At 29.4% G+C, this 17587-nt stretch carries 14 protein-coding genes; 1 reads left to right on the plus strand and 13 read right to left on the minus strand.

Features of this window, described 5'->3' with window-relative positions; genetic code table 4:
- Positions 1 to 25 precede the first annotated feature (25 nt).
- From ileS to SPM_RS00170, 10 genes are all read right to left on the minus strand, one after another.
- Positions 26 to 2752 (minus strand): isoleucine--tRNA ligase, encoded by a 2727-nt coding sequence (gene ileS / locus SPM_RS00125; protein WP_004027574.1) that lies wholly within the window; start codon positions 2750 to 2752, stop codon positions 26 to 28.
- A 234-nt stretch (positions 2753 to 2986) separates the two neighbouring features.
- On the minus strand, positions 2987 to 3391 hold the full coding sequence (locus SPM_RS00130; RefSeq protein WP_004027575.1) for a hypothetical protein: 405 nt from the start codon (positions 3389 to 3391) through the stop codon (positions 2987 to 2989).
- Between the two features lie 14 nt (positions 3392 to 3405).
- Positions 3406 to 4155, minus strand: a complete 750-nt coding sequence (locus tag SPM_RS00135) for a S4 domain-containing protein (protein WP_004027576.1) — start codon at positions 4153 to 4155, stop codon at positions 3406 to 3408.
- Positions 4148 to 4573 (minus strand): cell division protein SepF, encoded by a 426-nt coding sequence (locus tag SPM_RS00140; protein WP_004027577.1) that lies wholly within the window; start codon positions 4571 to 4573, stop codon positions 4148 to 4150. Before SPM_RS00140 ends, SPM_RS00135 begins: the two co-directional genes overlap by 8 nt.
- A 2-nt stretch (positions 4574 to 4575) precedes the next feature.
- Positions 4576 to 5811 carry a cell division protein FtsZ gene (ftsZ, locus tag SPM_RS00145; protein WP_004027578.1) on the minus strand — a complete coding sequence of 412 codons (1236 nt, stop codon included), beginning with the start codon at positions 5809 to 5811 and terminating at the stop codon, positions 4576 to 4578.
- A 36-nt stretch (positions 5812 to 5847) separates the two neighbouring features.
- On the minus strand, positions 5848 to 7194 hold the full coding sequence (locus SPM_RS00150) for a cell division protein FtsA (RefSeq protein ID WP_004027579.1): 1347 nt from the start codon (positions 7192 to 7194) through the stop codon (positions 5848 to 5850).
- Positions 7195 to 7228: 34 nt separating this feature from the next.
- Positions 7229 to 8170 (minus strand): 16S rRNA (cytosine(1402)-N(4))-methyltransferase RsmH, encoded by a 942-nt coding sequence (rsmH, locus tag SPM_RS00155; protein WP_004027580.1) that lies wholly within the window; start codon positions 8168 to 8170, stop codon positions 7229 to 7231.
- Between the two features lie 3 nt (positions 8171 to 8173).
- Positions 8174 to 8605 carry a division/cell wall cluster transcriptional repressor MraZ gene (gene mraZ / locus SPM_RS00160; RefSeq protein WP_004027581.1) on the minus strand — a complete coding sequence of 144 codons (432 nt, stop codon included), beginning with the start codon at positions 8603 to 8605 and terminating at the stop codon, positions 8174 to 8176.
- 241 nt (positions 8606 to 8846) lie between these two features.
- Positions 8847 to 9023, minus strand: a complete 177-nt coding sequence (gene rpmF, locus SPM_RS00165) for a 50S ribosomal protein L32 (RefSeq protein ID WP_004027582.1) — start codon at positions 9021 to 9023, stop codon at positions 8847 to 8849.
- Entirely contained in the window at positions 9023 to 9541 is a 519-nt protein-coding gene (locus SPM_RS00170; RefSeq protein WP_004027583.1) for a DUF177 domain-containing protein, read from the minus strand. The genes rpmF and SPM_RS00170 overlap by 1 nt, the downstream gene beginning before the upstream one ends.
- 148 nt (positions 9542 to 9689) lie before the next feature.
- On the opposite strand from SPM_RS00170, the gene SPM_RS00175 reads away from it, so the two are divergent.
- The gene (locus SPM_RS00175; protein ID WP_004027584.1) at positions 9690 to 10532 is read left to right on the plus strand and encodes a MurR/RpiR family transcriptional regulator; all 843 of its coding nucleotides are present in this window, start codon (positions 9690 to 9692) and stop codon (positions 10530 to 10532) included.
- Positions 10533 to 10653: 121 nt separating this feature from the next.
- Here the strand turns inward: SPM_RS00175 and pheT are convergent, their stop codons facing one another.
- The 3 genes from pheT to SPM_RS00190 all read right to left on the minus strand — a co-directional run bounded on the left by pheT (position 10654) and on the right by SPM_RS00190 (position 17567).
- Positions 10654 to 13047, minus strand: a complete 2394-nt coding sequence (gene pheT, locus SPM_RS00180) for a phenylalanine--tRNA ligase subunit beta (protein ID WP_004027585.1) — start codon at positions 13045 to 13047, stop codon at positions 10654 to 10656.
- Positions 13048 to 13057: 10 nt separating this feature from the next.
- On the minus strand, positions 13058 to 14095 hold the full coding sequence (gene pheS / locus SPM_RS00185; protein ID WP_004027586.1) for a phenylalanine--tRNA ligase subunit alpha: 1038 nt from the start codon (positions 14093 to 14095) through the stop codon (positions 13058 to 13060).
- A gap of 304 nt (positions 14096 to 14399) precedes the next feature.
- The gene (locus SPM_RS00190) at positions 14400 to 17567 is read right to left on the minus strand and encodes an ABC transporter permease (RefSeq protein WP_004027587.1); all 3168 of its coding nucleotides are present in this window, start codon (positions 17565 to 17567) and stop codon (positions 14400 to 14402) included.
- Positions 17568 to 17587: the final 20 nt, after the last annotated feature.

Consider the following 17587-nt stretch of genomic DNA (forward strand, 5'->3'; position numbering starts at 1 on the left):
TTTGACTCCTTTTTCGTTTTATACATTATCGCACATTTTTTGCCGATAAAACATTAAAACAACGATTACAAATTTCATTATTTTGTCCATTTAACTGATTATAAATCATTCAACAACGTTGGCATTTTAGACCATCTTTTTCTTGAACTTTTAAATAACTAGTTTCATATTCCGTTAAGTTCTGATGGTCAGTAGTAAAAATAATTTCACTAACAATAAAAATTTGATATAAATCTTTAATTGTTGCTAAACTTGCATAGGCTGGTTTTAAAGCAATCGTTACTTGACACTCTAATGATTTTTTAATTTCTTTTTGTTCACGACGACGTTCTAATTCTTTGTTAACATCATCTCGTAACTTTAATACTTGGTCTCATTTTGCAACTAACTTATCATTAATCGACATTGTTAAAACAAAATTTTCTTCTAAATGAACCGAGCTTTGTTGGTGGGGATATGTAATAAAGCGGTGGCTTTCTTCAACGGTATGCGGAATAATTGGTTTTAAAACATCAACTAAAATCCGATATAAATAATATAATGTTGTTTGGACCGCACGACGACGTGGTGATTTCATTTCCTCAATATATAAAATATCTTTTGTAAAATCCAAATAAAATTTTGATAATGTTGTTGTAACAAAATTATTAATTAAAGTATAAACATTATTAAAATTAAATTCTTCATAATTTTTATTTACTTTTTGTTGAAATTCACGAGCTAAATGTAAGACATAATAATCAACTTCCGCTAATTTTGGTTGTAAATCTGTTAGTGGATTAAAATCATTTAAATTTGCTAACAAAAACCGCAATGTATTACGAATTTTTCGATAAGCTTCAGCAATTTGTTTTAAAATTTCTGAACCAATTTTAACATCATCACGATAATCAACCGAAGCTACTAACATTCGCAAAATATCAGCCCCATACTGGTCAGTAATCGATAATGGGGAGATAACATTGCCCAATGATTTACTCATTTTTCGCCCTTTTTCATCATTAGCAAACCCATGTGATAAAACAACTTGATACGGAGCATGTCCTGTTGCCACAACTGAAGTAATTAGCGATGAATTGAATCACCCTCGAAATTGATCAATTCCTTCCAAATAAACATTAACGGGATGGGGCAAATGATATTCTTTGGTTACTGCTAAATTACTAACTCCACTATCAAATCAAACATCCATAATATCTTGTTCTTTTCGTCAATTGCGATTTTGATAAGCTGGTGGTAACAGTTGATCAGCACTTCATTCAAATCAAATGTCCGTTGTTTTTGCTTTTGCAAATAAATTAATAACATGTTCAATTAATTCTGGTGTAAATTGTGGTTGATTGTTTTCATCATAAAAGGCAATAATTGGCACACCCCATAATCTTTGTCGAGAAATACATCAATCCTGACGATTTTCAATCATTGTTTCCATTCTTTTTGCTGCTCATTGTGGATTCCATTGTACTTGTTTAATTTCACTTAATAATTCTGGTTTAATTTTTTCAATTGAAACAAATCATTGTGCTGTTGCTCGGTAAATAACTGGTTTTTTTGTTCGTCAATCAATTGGATAACGATGCTTTGTAAACTTTAATTTTAACAAAGCGCCATTTTGTTCTAATCGTTGTCCAATCATTTTATTAGCATCTTCATAATAAACACCAACTAAACTATTATCTGCTACTTCAGCGGTATATTTTCCAGCATCATCTAACGGGGCAAAGATTGGAATATTATTAGCCCGCGCAATTAAATAATCATCTTCACCAAATCCGGATGCTGTATGAACAATTCCTGTTCCAGCTTCAACAGTAACATGGTGGCCAAGCACAACAAGACTATCACGTTCATATAAAGGATGTTTTGTAATAATGCCAACTAATTTGGCACCAACCACTTCTTGCACAATTTTAACTTTTTTTCAATTTAATAATGTTTGCAGTTGGTCTAATAAAGCCTTAGCAAATAAATATTTTTCACCCTCAACAAGTACTTCAACATAAACAATATCTTTGCCGACCGCTAATAATTGATTCATTGGAATTGTTCACGGTGTTGTTGTTCAAATCAAAAATTTTGTTCCTGGGTTAATTGTCTTATTCCCTGTTGTCACCGTAAAAGTTACATAAATTGATGGTGATGTTAAATCAGCATATTCAATTTCTGCCTCTGCTAAAGCTGACTCACTTGAAGGTGATCAATAAATTGGTTTTAATTGCCGATAAACTAATTTTTTTTGGACCATTGTTTGAAATAAACGTAATTGTTCTAATTCATATGCCAAATCTAATGTCACATATTTTTGCTGAAAATCACTAAATAATCCTAACCGACTAAATTGCGTAATTTGTTTTTTAATTTGGTCTAAAGCATATTGGCGACAAATTTGGCGAAATGCGACTGGTGGGGTTGTTTTCCGATCAACTCCACTTTTAACAACAGCAGTTTCAATTGGCAAACCATGCGTATCTCAGCCACAAATTCACGGACTATAAAATCCTTTTTGGTTATAATAACGAACAATAAAATCTTTTAAGATTTTATTTAAGGCGTGACCAACATGTAAATCTCCGTTTGCATACGGAGGCCCATCATGTAAAATAAAGGCTTGGTTGCTAACATTATGTTGGTAGCGTGCTGAAACAACATTTGTTTTAAGTCATTCTAACTGAATTTGTGGTTCTTTTTCCGCCAAGTTAGCTTTCATTTCAAATAAAGTATTGGGAGTTAATAATGTATCTTTATAATTCATTCGTGTTTTTTCCTTTCTGTCATAAAAAAAGTAAGACTATAAGAGCGCCAATGCGCGGTACCATCTTACTTTATAAATATTGCAATAATATTTACCTTTTTTTCTTAATTTTAAATTGTAAAAACAAGAGATAATTATTTGTCTTTTATGATTAGCTCACATCATCCTAATCTTGCTGTAATAAAACGAGCAAATAACCGTGGTTTGTTTTCCTATAAGTAAATCTTACACTATTTATTTAATTTTGTTAATAATTTCTTTTTTAATCAATTCTGTAATTCGTTCACCATCGTTAATGGAAAAGGCATAAATTCGTTTATTTCGTTCTAAAAAATCATCAATTACTTTTAACACATTTTGGGGATTATGCCGATTATGATCAATGTCATCAAGTAATACCGCAATTTCTTCTTTAAAAGCATAAGAAAAATCAACTGCTTTCATAATAATGCGTCCTGCATTATTACTTGCAACTTCAAATGCTTCGCGTGACTTTTCAATATTATAACGTGAAATATGCTCTAAATGTTGCAATTCTTGTAAACGCAACATTAATTGTCGATTATCGTATGTTAATTTTTCAATAATTTCATTTTGTTCATAAATAACTGTCCGTAAATCTTTCTCTTGTTCTGCCATATTTTCCCCTACTTTTATGCAAATTTTGCAATTGTAATTCGATAATGTTGATTTTTTGATGGTAAAATTGCATTAATTTTAAAACGACCATACCGTTTTATTGATATTATAATATCACAAGCAACTTGAAAAGTCTTATTATTTACCACGGAAAAATTAACATAAACATAATTTTGATCAACATATTTTTGTGCTTGTTGTCGTGAAACATTGCAAAGTGCACTTACTACCGCATCTAGTCGTAAACTTTTTACTGTCTTTGTAAAAATAGTAAATTGGTATTCAATAACAACCGGGGCAGGATTAATCGTTCAAATTAATAAATTCTTTTGAACAATTAATGGGGCATCAACAAACACGGGAGTAATTTTCTTTAAAACACTTAAATATAAATCATTTGCTGTGATATATAAATCGCCAATGACTCGTAATTCTAATTGTAATTGGTTTAAAATAAAACCAAGCACCTGCTGATGTTGAAAAAAATGCGATGTTGGTTGTTTCGCATGTAAAATAACCGTATTATCGTGGCTAGTATTAAAGCTAACTGTTGCACGAAAACCATTTGTTAATGGTTTATGAATAACATAATTAGAAATGTTTTCTTGTGCCAAGATTGCTTGTAAAATTGCAATTTTCCGTAAATCAAGAAAATCTGTGTGAATAACTTGACCGCGGCGTGCTTGTTCACATCACCCTTTAATCTTATTAATTAATTCATAATCTTGCTGATAATGTTGCAATAATTGGGTTTTATTAAGCATCTTTTTGAATTGTAAATTGGTAGGTTTTATACTCAATTTTTTGAACATCACCATCAAAAGCATACATAACACCACTAATAAAGTCCAATAACCGTATTCGTTCTGCCTTTGGTAATTTTTCTAAATGAACAATTAATTGCCCTTTTGTCAATAATAAATCCGCCATTTTTGGAGCATCATTATAACTATCAGCAATGAAGCCAGTTGTCAAGACACTTGTATCACTACTAGTCTCCGAAGAATTTTGAATTTCGTTTTCACGCTCAAAATTCACCTTTTGAAAGGGTGTTTCTGGAGCAAGAACAGGTTTTGCTAATGGTTGATCACTATGGACGATTGGTTCGGTTGGGCTATCATTAAAATCAATTCGTGGTTGAGCGTCGTAAATACTTCGTTGTTTTTTCTTAAAAATGCTCATTATTATCAACTACGACGAACAAATGGTGGTAAATCATCATCTTCATCGTCATGTTCAACTACTTGATTATTATTAACATGCTCTCGTCACGCATTAATTCGACGGTTTGCATTTGCTGTTTCACGTTCAGAATTTTCTGATAAATTAGTGAAATAACTTGGTCGTTTACGAGCAATATCTTGATCATTGTTGTCATCATTAATCTCAGCGTCACGAGTTGGACGCGGTGCTGGTGCTTCATATTCTTCCATTGAAGCACGATAAGTATTATCCGGATTAGTAAAATTTTGTTCTTCATCAAACCCAGTCGCAATTACAGTTACAATCATTTCATCATCTAAATGCTCATTAACTGCTGTTCCAAAAATAATATTAACTTCGCCGCCAATTGCTTGTTTAACAATATCAACAGCGTCATTAGCATCATTTAAGGTTAAGGTATTTCCACCAGTAACATTAATAATAGCATCACGTGCACCACGGATCGACGCTTCTAATAATGGAGAAATAATTGCTTTATTAGCAGCTTCAATTGCTTTATCTTTACCTGAACCAATACCGATCCCAAATAAAGCGTTCCCTTTATTTTTCATAACAGTCTTAATATCTGCAAAGTCTAAATTAATTAAGGATGGTACTGCAATTAAATCAGTAATGGTTTGAACTCCTTGGCGTAAAATATTATCGGCTTCTTTGAACGAATCTTTTAATGGGACACCCCCAATGACTTCTAATAAGCGATCATTTGAAATAATAATTAATGAATCAACATGCTTACGTAGTTCTTCCGTTCCTTGGATGGCATAACTATTGCGCGCACGACCTTCAAATGAAAATGGCGTTGTAATAATTCCAACGGTTAAAGCGCCTTGTTCTCTAGCAAGTTTGGCAATAATAGGAGCAGCCCCAGTTCCAGTTCCACCACCCATTCCAGCGGCAACAAAAACCATATCTGCCCCTTTTAAAGCATCTTTAATTTCTTCTGCTGATTCAATTGCTGCTTGGCGACCAACATCAGGATTAGCACCTGCTCCTAGCCCCTTCGATGTTTCTTTACCCAATACAATTTTATTTTTTGACTTTGAAACACTAATAATCTGGGCATCAGTATTAGCAACAATAAATTCAACCCCTTGCACGCCTGCTTCAATCATACGATTAACTGCATTATTACCAGCACCACCAATACCGATCACTTTTATTGACGCGACTTGTTCATAATTATCAAAATTGTCCATAACCTTAATTCCTCCATTTTTTATATATTATACTATTTATTTAATATTTTGGTAGTATTTTTGTTGATATTGTTGTGAACCATTTAAATGCTGTTTACTTAGCGGCATAACCCCTTGTGCTGGATTAACATTGCCGCCTGGTTGGTAATGCTCACCATTTTTGTCACTTCGTGGTCCTTTTTTATCACCATTATTATTTAAGTAACGAATATAACGATGATCAACCGATTGAATATTTGTTGCACTAACTTTATTTGCTAAATGTTGATAATAAATATTTCCCAATAAGCCAGTACATCATGTTTCTTTTGCTCCTAATGTTGAAGCAATATAAACAGTAACATTTTTATCTTTATTTAACGCCAACAGATTTTCTTTAAACCCACTAATTCGTAAAATTTCACCAACAACAACCGCTGGATAGTTATAGCGCCCTAAGCTATTAGCTAACTTTTCACTTAATGTTTCCATTTCTTCTGTTAAAACATGATTAACAATTCGTTTTAAATCATAATGGGTAAAATTTAATTGTGTTTGGTGTTGATGATCATATTTGCTGTAAATAATTAAATTATCTTTACTATTATTATTTAAATTAATAATTTTGTATAAATATTTTAGTGCTTGCTTATTATCACAACTTAAGACATTACGTAACCGCGTAATTATTTTTTTAATCCCACCCGGAATAATAATTTGATCGCATAAAGTTTCACGAACAAAGACATAAGCGGTAATATTATCATAATCTCAATTAATAATTGTAATCCCATTTTGCAAATCAACTGGTGATGCAATATTTCACGCAAGACTAAACCCTTCTGGAAGGATACCCATAACTTCAATTTTGGCATATTTAAGGGTAGCAAAAATACTTTGAATAATTCGTTTTTTTGTTACATAAACAATTGCCTTAATACTTACTTTGTGCGCCGCCTGCCCTATTGGTGGCGCTGATAATGCTTTTTGTTCATTCAGAATGTAACGATATGGTCTAATAAAAAAAGTAGTTTCATCATCTAATAAAGGAACTTCTTTTGCTAATGTAATTAATGAATCAATATCATTTTTTGTAATTAGACGATCATGTGTTAAATTTAGCATTTTGGTTGAAGTTTTAATTGTCATATTATTAGCTGGAATACTAATTGCCACTCGTTCAATCACAATTCCTAATTGTCGATTTGCATCTTTAATTAAATTAACTAATTCTTTAGCCACATTTTTTTCATCAATAATGATACCATTATCACAAAAATGATATTCAAGATGTCTTTTATAAAGCACTTTAATTTGTGATTCAGTATAAACACCAACCATAAAACTAAAACTATAATTTTTAATTTCTAACACAGCATATACTTCTTTTAACTTATAATCCACTTCGTTCACCTCCTCCTTTTAAAATTTTAGAATATTATTTCACCCGTTCTAATATTCTTAATTTAGCACTTGTACTCCGATGATTTCTTGCTTGTTCAGTTCCCGAAGGTACGATTGCTTTTTTGGTAATAATCTGATAATCACTTTCAAAATGTGATATTACTGGTAATTGTTGATTTATTTCATAATTAGGATCTTTTGTTAAACTCTGAAAATATTTTTTAACAATACGATCTTCTAATGAATGAAATGAAATAACAACTAAGCGACCATGCACTGCTAATAAAGTTGTTGCTTGTCGTAATGATTCTTGTAAAACAAATAACTCTTGATTTACTTCAATCCGTAATGCTTGAAAAACTCGTTTTGCCGGATGTTTCGCTTTTTTTAAAATCTTTTGTGGCAAGCTTTTTTTAATGATTTCAACAAGATGGAAAGTAGTAACAATTTCTTGTGTATTACGATCAATAACAATGTTTTTTGCAATTACTTTTGCAAATGGTTCTTCACCATAATCCTGAAAAAGTTTTGCTAAAGCTTCTTGTGAATAAGTATTAACAATGATTTTTGCGGTTAATTCTTGCTTTTGATTCATCCGCATGTCTAATAGACTATCATAACGATAACTAAAACCACGGTTATCATCATCTAATTGTGGTGATGATACTCCGAGGTCATATAAAATCCCATTAACTGCTTTAACTTGTCGTACTTGTAATTCAGCAGCTAAATTAACAAAATTATTTTTAATAATTTCATAATTATGATATTTACTTTCCTGCAAAATTTGTTTAGAAGCAATAATTGCTGCTTCATCTTGTTCAAAACAATATAGCTTTCCATTTGGAAGATGTTTTAAAATTTCAAGACTATGTCCAGCTCGCCCTAAGGTACAATCAACATAAATCCCATTGTTTAGAATATTTAAACCGGCAATTGCTTCTTGTAATAAGACTGTTTGATGTTTAAATTCCATACATTAAATTTTTTCCTCAAAATTTTTTGCCGCTTCTTCGATTCCTGGTGCTTGTTCAATATATACTTCTCAAACTTTTGGATCTCATAATTCTAAGTGGTCATTGTTTCCAATAATAACAACATCTTTTACAATATTTGTTTTATTTTGTAAAATGGACGAGATTTTAATTCGTCCAGCATTATCGAAAGTAGTTTCATCCGACATTGACATAATTTTTCGTGTCAAAGCCCGTCCTTCGGCTGTGGCTTGTCCAGTTGAAGCAACTTTTTCTGTTCACTTTAACCATTCAGCTTCATTACGAACATCAATACAACCATCAAAACCAAGAGAAATAAAGACTTTATCATCTTTAAACTGTTCTCTCATTTTAGAAGGAATTGTTAATCGTCCTTTATCATCTAATGTATGATTGTAAGTTCCTAATAATGCCATTTTGCCCCATTCTCCCCCACTTTCATACATATTGTATTATACTATTTCCCATATTGCAACACTTTTCCTAAAAAATTTTTTACAAAAAAAATAATCCTACTAATAAGTCAATAATTAAAGGATTTTTTAAAATGTAAATTGTAAAGAGAACAAAAATAATGGTCCACAACTAAGATATATAATCAAAAAAAAAAAAAAAAAAAGAATCTCCTGATCCCTTCCCATAATTAGTTATTATAACCTAATCAACTCTAATAACTTCTTTATCCTTATAATATCCACATTCACGACAAACTCTATGTGGCTTAATTAATGCTCCACAATTTTTACATGCTATCAAAGTTGCTCCAACTAATTTAAAATGTGTTCGGCGTTTTCTTTTTGCCTGCTTGGATGTTTTTCGAAATGGTACCGCCATTATTTCTCCTCCTTTGTTGTTTTAACTAATTTTTCGTGTAACTGTTCTCATCGTGAATCCGCTTGAGCTGCTTGATACGCTGCAAATTCTTCTTCCGAAAAAACTTGCCAAGTTGAATCACCACTAATTATTTTATCACTATTTTTAGATAAATTAATAGGAATATTCATAATTATTTCATCTCACGCATACTTTATTATATCAAAATTTTGCTCATTTAAGTAATTAATATCACTTTTTTTAAAAAATTTAAAACTATATTCATCATTTCATTCTAAATTAACTGGAACAGAAAAATGTTCTAATGTCTGAGCATCCTCAACAACAATTTCACCAATAATTGTTGCAATAATATTAATCGCATTAAGATCTGGATGATAATTAATAATTCCCTTAATGGTAATATCTTTGATTCCTCTAATATTAACCGAATAATCTAGTAATTCTGGACTAATATGTAATGGTATATCAACGATAACTTGCGGTTGTTTAATAAAATCTGTTTCTGTATAAATCATTTTGTTCCCTCATTATTGACTTTTTCTGTCAAATTTGAATAATCTTGCCATAATAAAACTTTTGTTAAATTATTCATTAATATAATATAATATGATTATACATTTATTTTTATAAAATATAAATGTGCTGTAAAAATGAGGAGCCAAAATGAAAATTATAACATATGACAAAGAAAACCAATTAACTGATTTACAGATTCAATTAATTGAAAAATTAAATAATGACATTCAGAGTGTTCTAGAATTAACTATTAACGAATTAGCAGATAGCCTTTTCATCAATACTTCTACCTTAAGTCGGTTAATTAAAAAATTGGGGTTTGAAAATTATAGTAAATTTAAAGTATGAGTTGCTGGAAAGTATAATAATATCAAAGAATTCGATATTCAAGAAAATGAGACAACTCTCCATAATATTATTGATAATATTTATAAACTGCATACTTATGCCTTAGATGAAACTTACCGAAATTTAAAAGTTAATCAATTAGAAAAAATCATTGATACAATTCATAATAGTGAACGAATTGTTATTTGGGGAATTAGTCGCCACACTTTAATTTGCGAAAATTTAAATTTACACTTAAATGTTTTAAAATATAATTCAACTTATCTTGTTAATTATTATGCCACAATTCAATTAATTGAAACTCTTAGTGAAAATGATTTATTAATTTTAATTTCAAAAAGTTTACAAGATGCTGAATATCATTTTCTAATTGAAATTGCAACAAAACGAAATGTTAAAATTATTTTATTAACTATTAACAAAGAATATAAAGGACCACCTAATTTGCAAAAACTAACCTTAGAAAATACTGAAATTTTAAATTTTTATGTTGATAATCCCCGTTATGTTTCGCGGTTAATGCTAATTAATATTGTCTTTGGGATGTTAATTGCAAAATATCATCCTACTCATAATGAAGAATACCAAGATTATTATACAGCCATTGATGAATGACATGAATATGTTAAAAAACTAAAATAACTAGTGAACATCTACTTCAAAAGATGTTCTTTTTTATATGATAAATAAAATGCTACCTAATTAAAAGGATTAAGCTTGTTTACGATAAATTATTAACTTAATCCTCAATAAATGTTCTTTTCTAACGAATTTGTAATTGTAATTTCTTCAAATTCATTTTAATTTGTTCAAATTGTTGGTTAATATCTGCTTCAGTTAACTGTTTTGTCATATCATTAAACGTAAAACTAATTGTTAAAGCAACATAGTTAGGCATTTCGTTATGATCAAAATACTGGTCAATAACTTCTATCGCAACAACATTTTTTACACCAGTTAAAATCTTTTTCTTAATTTGCTCATAGGTTACTGTGGCGGGTACCCAAATTGAGATGTCACGATTACTTGCGCTAAATTTAGAAAGCGGTGTAAAAAATGTTTGTTTTTTCTGCGGATAATTAAAAATTACCTCAAAATTAATTTCGCCAAAATAAGTTGCACTTTTTAGATTAACTTCTTTCTGATATGCAGGATGAATCAGACCAATAATTGCTAATAATTGTTTTCCTAAAAAAACATGACTAGTTTGATAAGGATGGTAAACTTTATTTTTTGGTGCTTGTTGATATGATAATTCATTAATATCAATTTGTTCACTTTGTACATAAGCTTCCAATAAGCTTTTAATATAATAATATGAATTAGAAAGATTATCTCCTGTTATTTTATTTTGAACAATTTCGATTTGGCTTACAAAGGCCCCATGATAATAACTTTTCTCATTTGCATAAATTTTTTCAACAGTAAATAATTTAACATTTTTTTGATTTCGAGCATTATTATATCCGACACTATTTAATAAACTATTTGTTAAACTTAAGCGCATTACCGCATGTTCTTCTGATAAGGGAGATAATAATTGATATGGTTTTTGATAATTAAAAAAATTAAAATTAGTAATTTCCTCTTGTTTAACTAATGCATATGTTTTTGCCTGATAAAAACCATTATTTAAAAAGAAAGTTTCAAAATTTTTAATTGTTTTTTCAGCGGGACGTTTAGCTTTAACTAGATTTGGTAAAACTGGCGGTTTAGCAATAATGTTATTATAACCAAATAACCGCACAATTTCTTCAATTAAATCAACTTTTTGGAAAATATCAGTACGGGTTACTGGTGGTGTCACAAACAATTGTTCGCCTTCTTCTTTAAATTGGAAAGCTAATGGTTCTAATAAAGCTTTAATTTCTAATAAGGTAAAAGAATGACCAATAAATTGATTAATCTCAAGTAAGGTAAGGCTAATTGGTTCAACTGTTTTCTTATATTCTTTAATAAAATTTAAAACTGATAACTCTGCCAAAAAACCATTAATTTTTAATAAGTACAAATAACGTGATAATCCTAACCCAACAGTAGCATAACTAAGTGGTTTAATATAACGTTGCAAATTAATATTACTAGTGCCAACTTTTCGTTGTTGTTGACGCATTACAATATGATTTAAATGGAGTGCTAACACTGTTATTTCCGTTGTTGTAGCACTAATAGCATAAGCCGGATTAACACGAATCCCAATTAATTCAACAAATTCATTCCCATCAACAACAACTAAATCACCTTTTTTAATATTAAAAGTTTTATTTTCATAATCATCAGTAATTTTTAAAGGGTTTTTAATTTTATTAAAATCATAAAGCAATAATGGTTGGCCTGTCTCAAGCGTTGCTTTAATTGCTAAATCGCCAAATGGATCTGCTACATTTGATTGATATTCATTAATTTTTAACCAAATTCGATCTGATAATTTTAACGGACTTTTTTCTGGTGTTAATTTAACATTAACGCTAATTGCTGATTCAACTGCTGATGTTGCAATTACTACTTTTAATGGATTTTGATATTCTTTTAAATTTTCTGTTGATTCTAACTCTAACGGAAATAATTCTCGTTTAAAATAGCGAGCTAATTCACGAGCTAACTCGTAAGCACTTAAACAATCACTTCGATTTAATGTTAAATCAATCTCAAATAAATAATCAGTTAAACCAATTTTAGTTAAAATATCCTCAGCACCAATCATATCATATGAAACTTCTTTTTCATTAAAAGTTAAAATAATTTCATCTTGTTCGGCTGCTGTTAAATATTTTTCACCAATTCCTAATTCACTTAATGAACACATCATTCCTTCCGAAGCATATCCTTTAATTTCGCGTTTTGCAATTTTTGTTCCATTTGCTAAGACTGCTCCTGGACGAGCAACAACAACATATCCGTTTTCAGCTGGGTTACTAGCTCCGCAAACAATTGGGTCAACTAATTCTTGGCCTGTATCAACGAGACAAAACTTTAAATGCGTATCAGGAATTTCATTAACCACTTGAATTCGGCCACAAACAATATTGCTATTACAATCAAAATTATGCGTACGTTCTACTTCAAAACCTAAACTATTTAAAGCAGCAGCAATATCAGCATTACTAATATCAGTAAAATCAATATATTTATTTAATCATCTTCTTGTAATAATCATTTTAAACCTCCTAATCAAATTTCTTAAATTGTTCTAAAAAGCGGATGTCATTCGTATAAAAACGACGAATATCATCAATTCCATATTTTAACATCGCAATTCGTTCAATTCCAATCCCAAAAGCAAAGCCAGTTAATGTTGGATCTTGACCACATGCTTCATAAACAAGCGGATTAATCATCCCAGACCCCATAATCTCAATTCATCCAGTTTGCTTGCAAATTGAACAACCTTTACCTTGACAATTAACACAAGTAACATCAACTTCAACTGACGGTTCTGTAAATGGAAAAAAACTTGGCCGTAAACGGATTTGCGTTGCTTCACCAAACATTCTTTGACAAAAGTATTGAATTGTTCATTTTAAATTAGCAAAAGTAATATTTGGAGCAACTAAAAATCCATCAATTTGCATAAATTGGTGTGAATGCGTAGCATCATCATCATCCCGACGATAAGTATTTCCGGCTGAAATCATCGCAATAATTTCGTTTTTACTTTTCATCTGCGAAATTGCACGGGCTGTCATGTTGGTACAATGTGTTCGTAATAATGTATTTTTAGACAAATAAAATGTATCTTGCATATCACGAGCGGGATGCCCTAATGGTAAATTTAAGCGTTGAAAATTATATTCATCATCATCAACTTCAGTTCCAAACACAATATCATATCCTAATTCTTGGAATAATTGAGAAATTTCATCAATAACTTGGTTTAAAGGATGCTTTGTTGCTAACACTAAATTATATCCTGGTAACGACAAATCAATTTTTTCTTGTTCAATTGTTGCTAATAATAAAGCATTTTCTAATTCTGTCTTTTTAGTTTGACATAATACGGTTAATTCCCCTTTAATTTGATTTGCTTTTTGTCCAATTGTTAAACGTTCTTGATGCGTTAAATCTTTCATTTTTTTCAATAAATCATTCAACATTGCTTTTTTTCCCAAATATTTTAATTGAAGCGTATTAACTTCCGCTACTGTTTTTGCTGCTTTAATTTTTTTTGTTGCTTGATTAAATAATAATTCTAATTCTTTTTCCATTGCTTGATCCTTTCTTGTTGAAGTCTAATTAAGTTAGAAAAATCCTTGTCTATATTAAAAAATATAAACAAGGAGCAATTTCTTACGGTACCATCCTTTTTTTACTAATAAATAGTCTTAATTACAGTTAACGAATCATTAATATCAATAATCCGGCTGGGATTAGCAGCTCTCATTAGGTGAATTCCTTAATATCTCACCAGTTATTTGCACCATCCATAACCTCTCTGACGATAAGCGTATTAATTACTATTCCTAAATCAACGATTTAATCTGAAATTTTATAATTTTATTATAACCTATTTTACTCAGTTAATTCATTTAGTTTCTGTTTTTTTACTAAATGCATAGATAATAGTCATGCTAAAACTAAAATAATCCCAATAATAGTTCCAACTTTTAATGGTGTTTGTCAATTTAATGGCAAATTAATAACAAATCTAAACTGTTCTAAAATAATATTAACAGCAAAATGCCAAATTAGTAAGGAAATAACATATGCAAAAAAGAAGGTAAATAAAACACCAAGAACATAATTACCAATCACAATAAAGTTTACTTGCCGTGGTTTATATCCTAAGGCTCGCATTGTTAAAATAACTTGGCTAGCTTCATCAATTACTGAAGAAGTAATAACTGATAAAATAATGAAAATAATAATTCCATTTAATATTTGTAAAATCAACAATGAATCATTTAACATCCCTAAGCCTGCTGATGCTAATAATTTTTGCAAGGTAATTAATTCAACATTATTTGGACCAGTAAAAATACTAATATCACTACCATCACTAGTTATTGTCGTCATAATTTTTCCTAAATTATCGGTAATATTATGATTAAAAATGTTAATTGTTAAGTTTTGCAACGAAATTTTATAATCCTGTTTCCCCATTAGTAAATCTTTTGGATTAATCTTATCATAAATTATTTTTTCCTTCGAAATTACACCATCATAAAAATCACCTGGTACTGGTTTTCCGTTAAAATCATAAAATAAAAATCGAATAGTATTAGCATTAATAAAAACATTACTTCGTGTTGTATCATTTTTATTAATTCCTTTAACAACAATTGATAAATTATAAGTAGATCTTACATTTTTAACTGTAAATTCAAACGTGTCATTAATTTTTAAATTATTTAATTTAGCTATTTTTTCTGAAATAATTGCAGGAATTTGTGTTCTTGTTAATGGTGCCGCAAACAATTCAGTCATGACGGTCTCACTAACACCTTTCATTTGGTAAAACTCTGCTCAAGTATCTGGTTCAATCCCTTTTAAATTAAGATCACTAATGACTGCTGCTTCACGATTACTTGGAGTTACAGCTAAATTAAGAACTGGCAATTCTGTTTGAGGATTGTAATACAATGTATTAAAACTAACAACTGTCTTAACATGGGTTTGGTCAATTAGATTACTTAAATTAATAATGTTTTTCCCTCAATCTGGTAAATTTTTTCCTGTAATATTTTTTATATCTTTAACAACTTGAATTAAATCAGTTAAATAAACTGATTGATAAATTGGCTGATAAAGGAGGAGTTTTCTTCATAATTCTATATCCATCGGATTTTGATGAATAGCCGTTGCTAATTCATTAAATTTTGCTAATGAAACCGCTTGTGTTTGTTCAACATCACTTGTTGGTAACACTTGAAAATGATTATTATTTATTAATTTTAATTTTTCTTCTCCTGTTGGAGTTCTATAACTTGTTGCCATTGTTAATAAACTTGGAAATTGGAATCGATGGTCAACATCTTTTTGATAAACATTACTAAACGAATAAACAATTTGACTAAAAATATCAGATGCATTAAATTGAATGATAAAGAGTAATGAAGAAATAAAGAAAATAAACATTACAATTATTCATTTTCAAAATCCTTTTAAAGTAAATGCCAATTTAATTCGAAACAAGAAACTTGTTTTACTAAAAATTTTTTTAATGCCAATTATTAAACCATAAAAATGCATTTTTCCTGCACCATTAATTAATACTAAACTTGGTTTTTTTAAATAACTCATTGTAAATAAAAATGATAAAGTAGTAAAAAAGACTGGAATAACTAAAAACAAAATTAGCATAAATCATCAAGAAACATAAATTAGTTTAAATGGAATTAATAATCCTGTTGTATATAATGTATTAACATATAACTGAATAGGAATACTGACACAATATCCTAATATAATACCAAATAGCATCGTAACAAAAAACTTTGTTGAAAAAATTCATGATAATTCAGTTGTTTGATAACCAAAAGCTTTAAAAATTCCAATTTGCCGACGAGTTTTATTCATCTCTTTTTTCATTGTATAATTAATAAAAATAAAACCTAAAAATAAAAGCACAAAACCAATGGCACTATATAAAATAATTTGAATGTTAATATTTTGCGTTTGCATTGCAATATAATTATTTTCATATGGAATTAAAGTTGCTGTTGGATTAATATATCCTTGCGCTAAATTTTCTTTTAAAGTTAAAATTGCATTTGATGAATTTAACTTAATTAAAATTTTTTGACTTGGTTTTAAAGTAATAGTTCCTAACTCACCACGGACATTTGCATCCTGAAATTGAGTGTAAAATCGCTCAGTTGTAAATAAAACACCATATTTCCGAATATCATTACTATTATTAATTTTTAAATTTGTCTGCTTAATAAAATTATCTAAATTATTTCCAATTCCAACAATTTTTAAATTAAATTTTGGGTTATTTGGAATGACTGAAAAAATATCTCCAATCTTTAACTTATTTTGCTCCGCAAATAAACTACTAACAACTGCTTCATCATCTGTTATTGGTAACCGTCCTTGATATAACTTCAATTGGTTAAAATTAACTGGTGCTGTTTGTTCTAAATTTTGTACTACTGCAGGAGTAATCTTTAAAGTATAATTTGAACTAGTTTCTTGTTTAAATGAAATCGCTTCAAAAACACCAACAGAATATTCTGGCAAAGTTTTTTGTGCTAATAACCGTGTCACCATTTCTTTTGGTTGATTTCAATTATATTTTTGAAAATAAAGATAGGCAATTGGATTAACACCATCAATGTTTTGATACATTCCTCGGTATTGAGCAACTTCAAATAACTTAGCCATAATTTGACTTGTTGAGCAAATTTGTTGTAATGCTGGACTTGCAAGACTATCACAAACACTTTTTGTTGTTGTTCACCAACTACTGTTTTCATTTAAAATTGCTTGATCAATAAACTTATTATGCAAATAATAATCTTCCATAAAATTAGGTTTATAATCTTCAACACTAAAACCATAATCTCATTGCTCAGAGGTATAAATTAAATCATTATATTTTATTTTATATTGTAACGCCCCTGATAAAATTCCGGCAATTGTTGCAATAATAATGATAATAAAAAGAATTAAGCCTCCTGCTTCAATTCAATTTTTAAAATATGCTTTTAAATAACTTTTTAAAATTTGGCGCATTCTTATTCTCCATCTTTCAT

Source organism: Spiroplasma melliferum KC3 (genome assembly GCF_000236085.2).
Taxonomy (GTDB): Bacteria; Bacillota_I; Bacilli_A; order Mycoplasmatales; family Mycoplasmataceae; genus Spiroplasma; species Spiroplasma melliferum.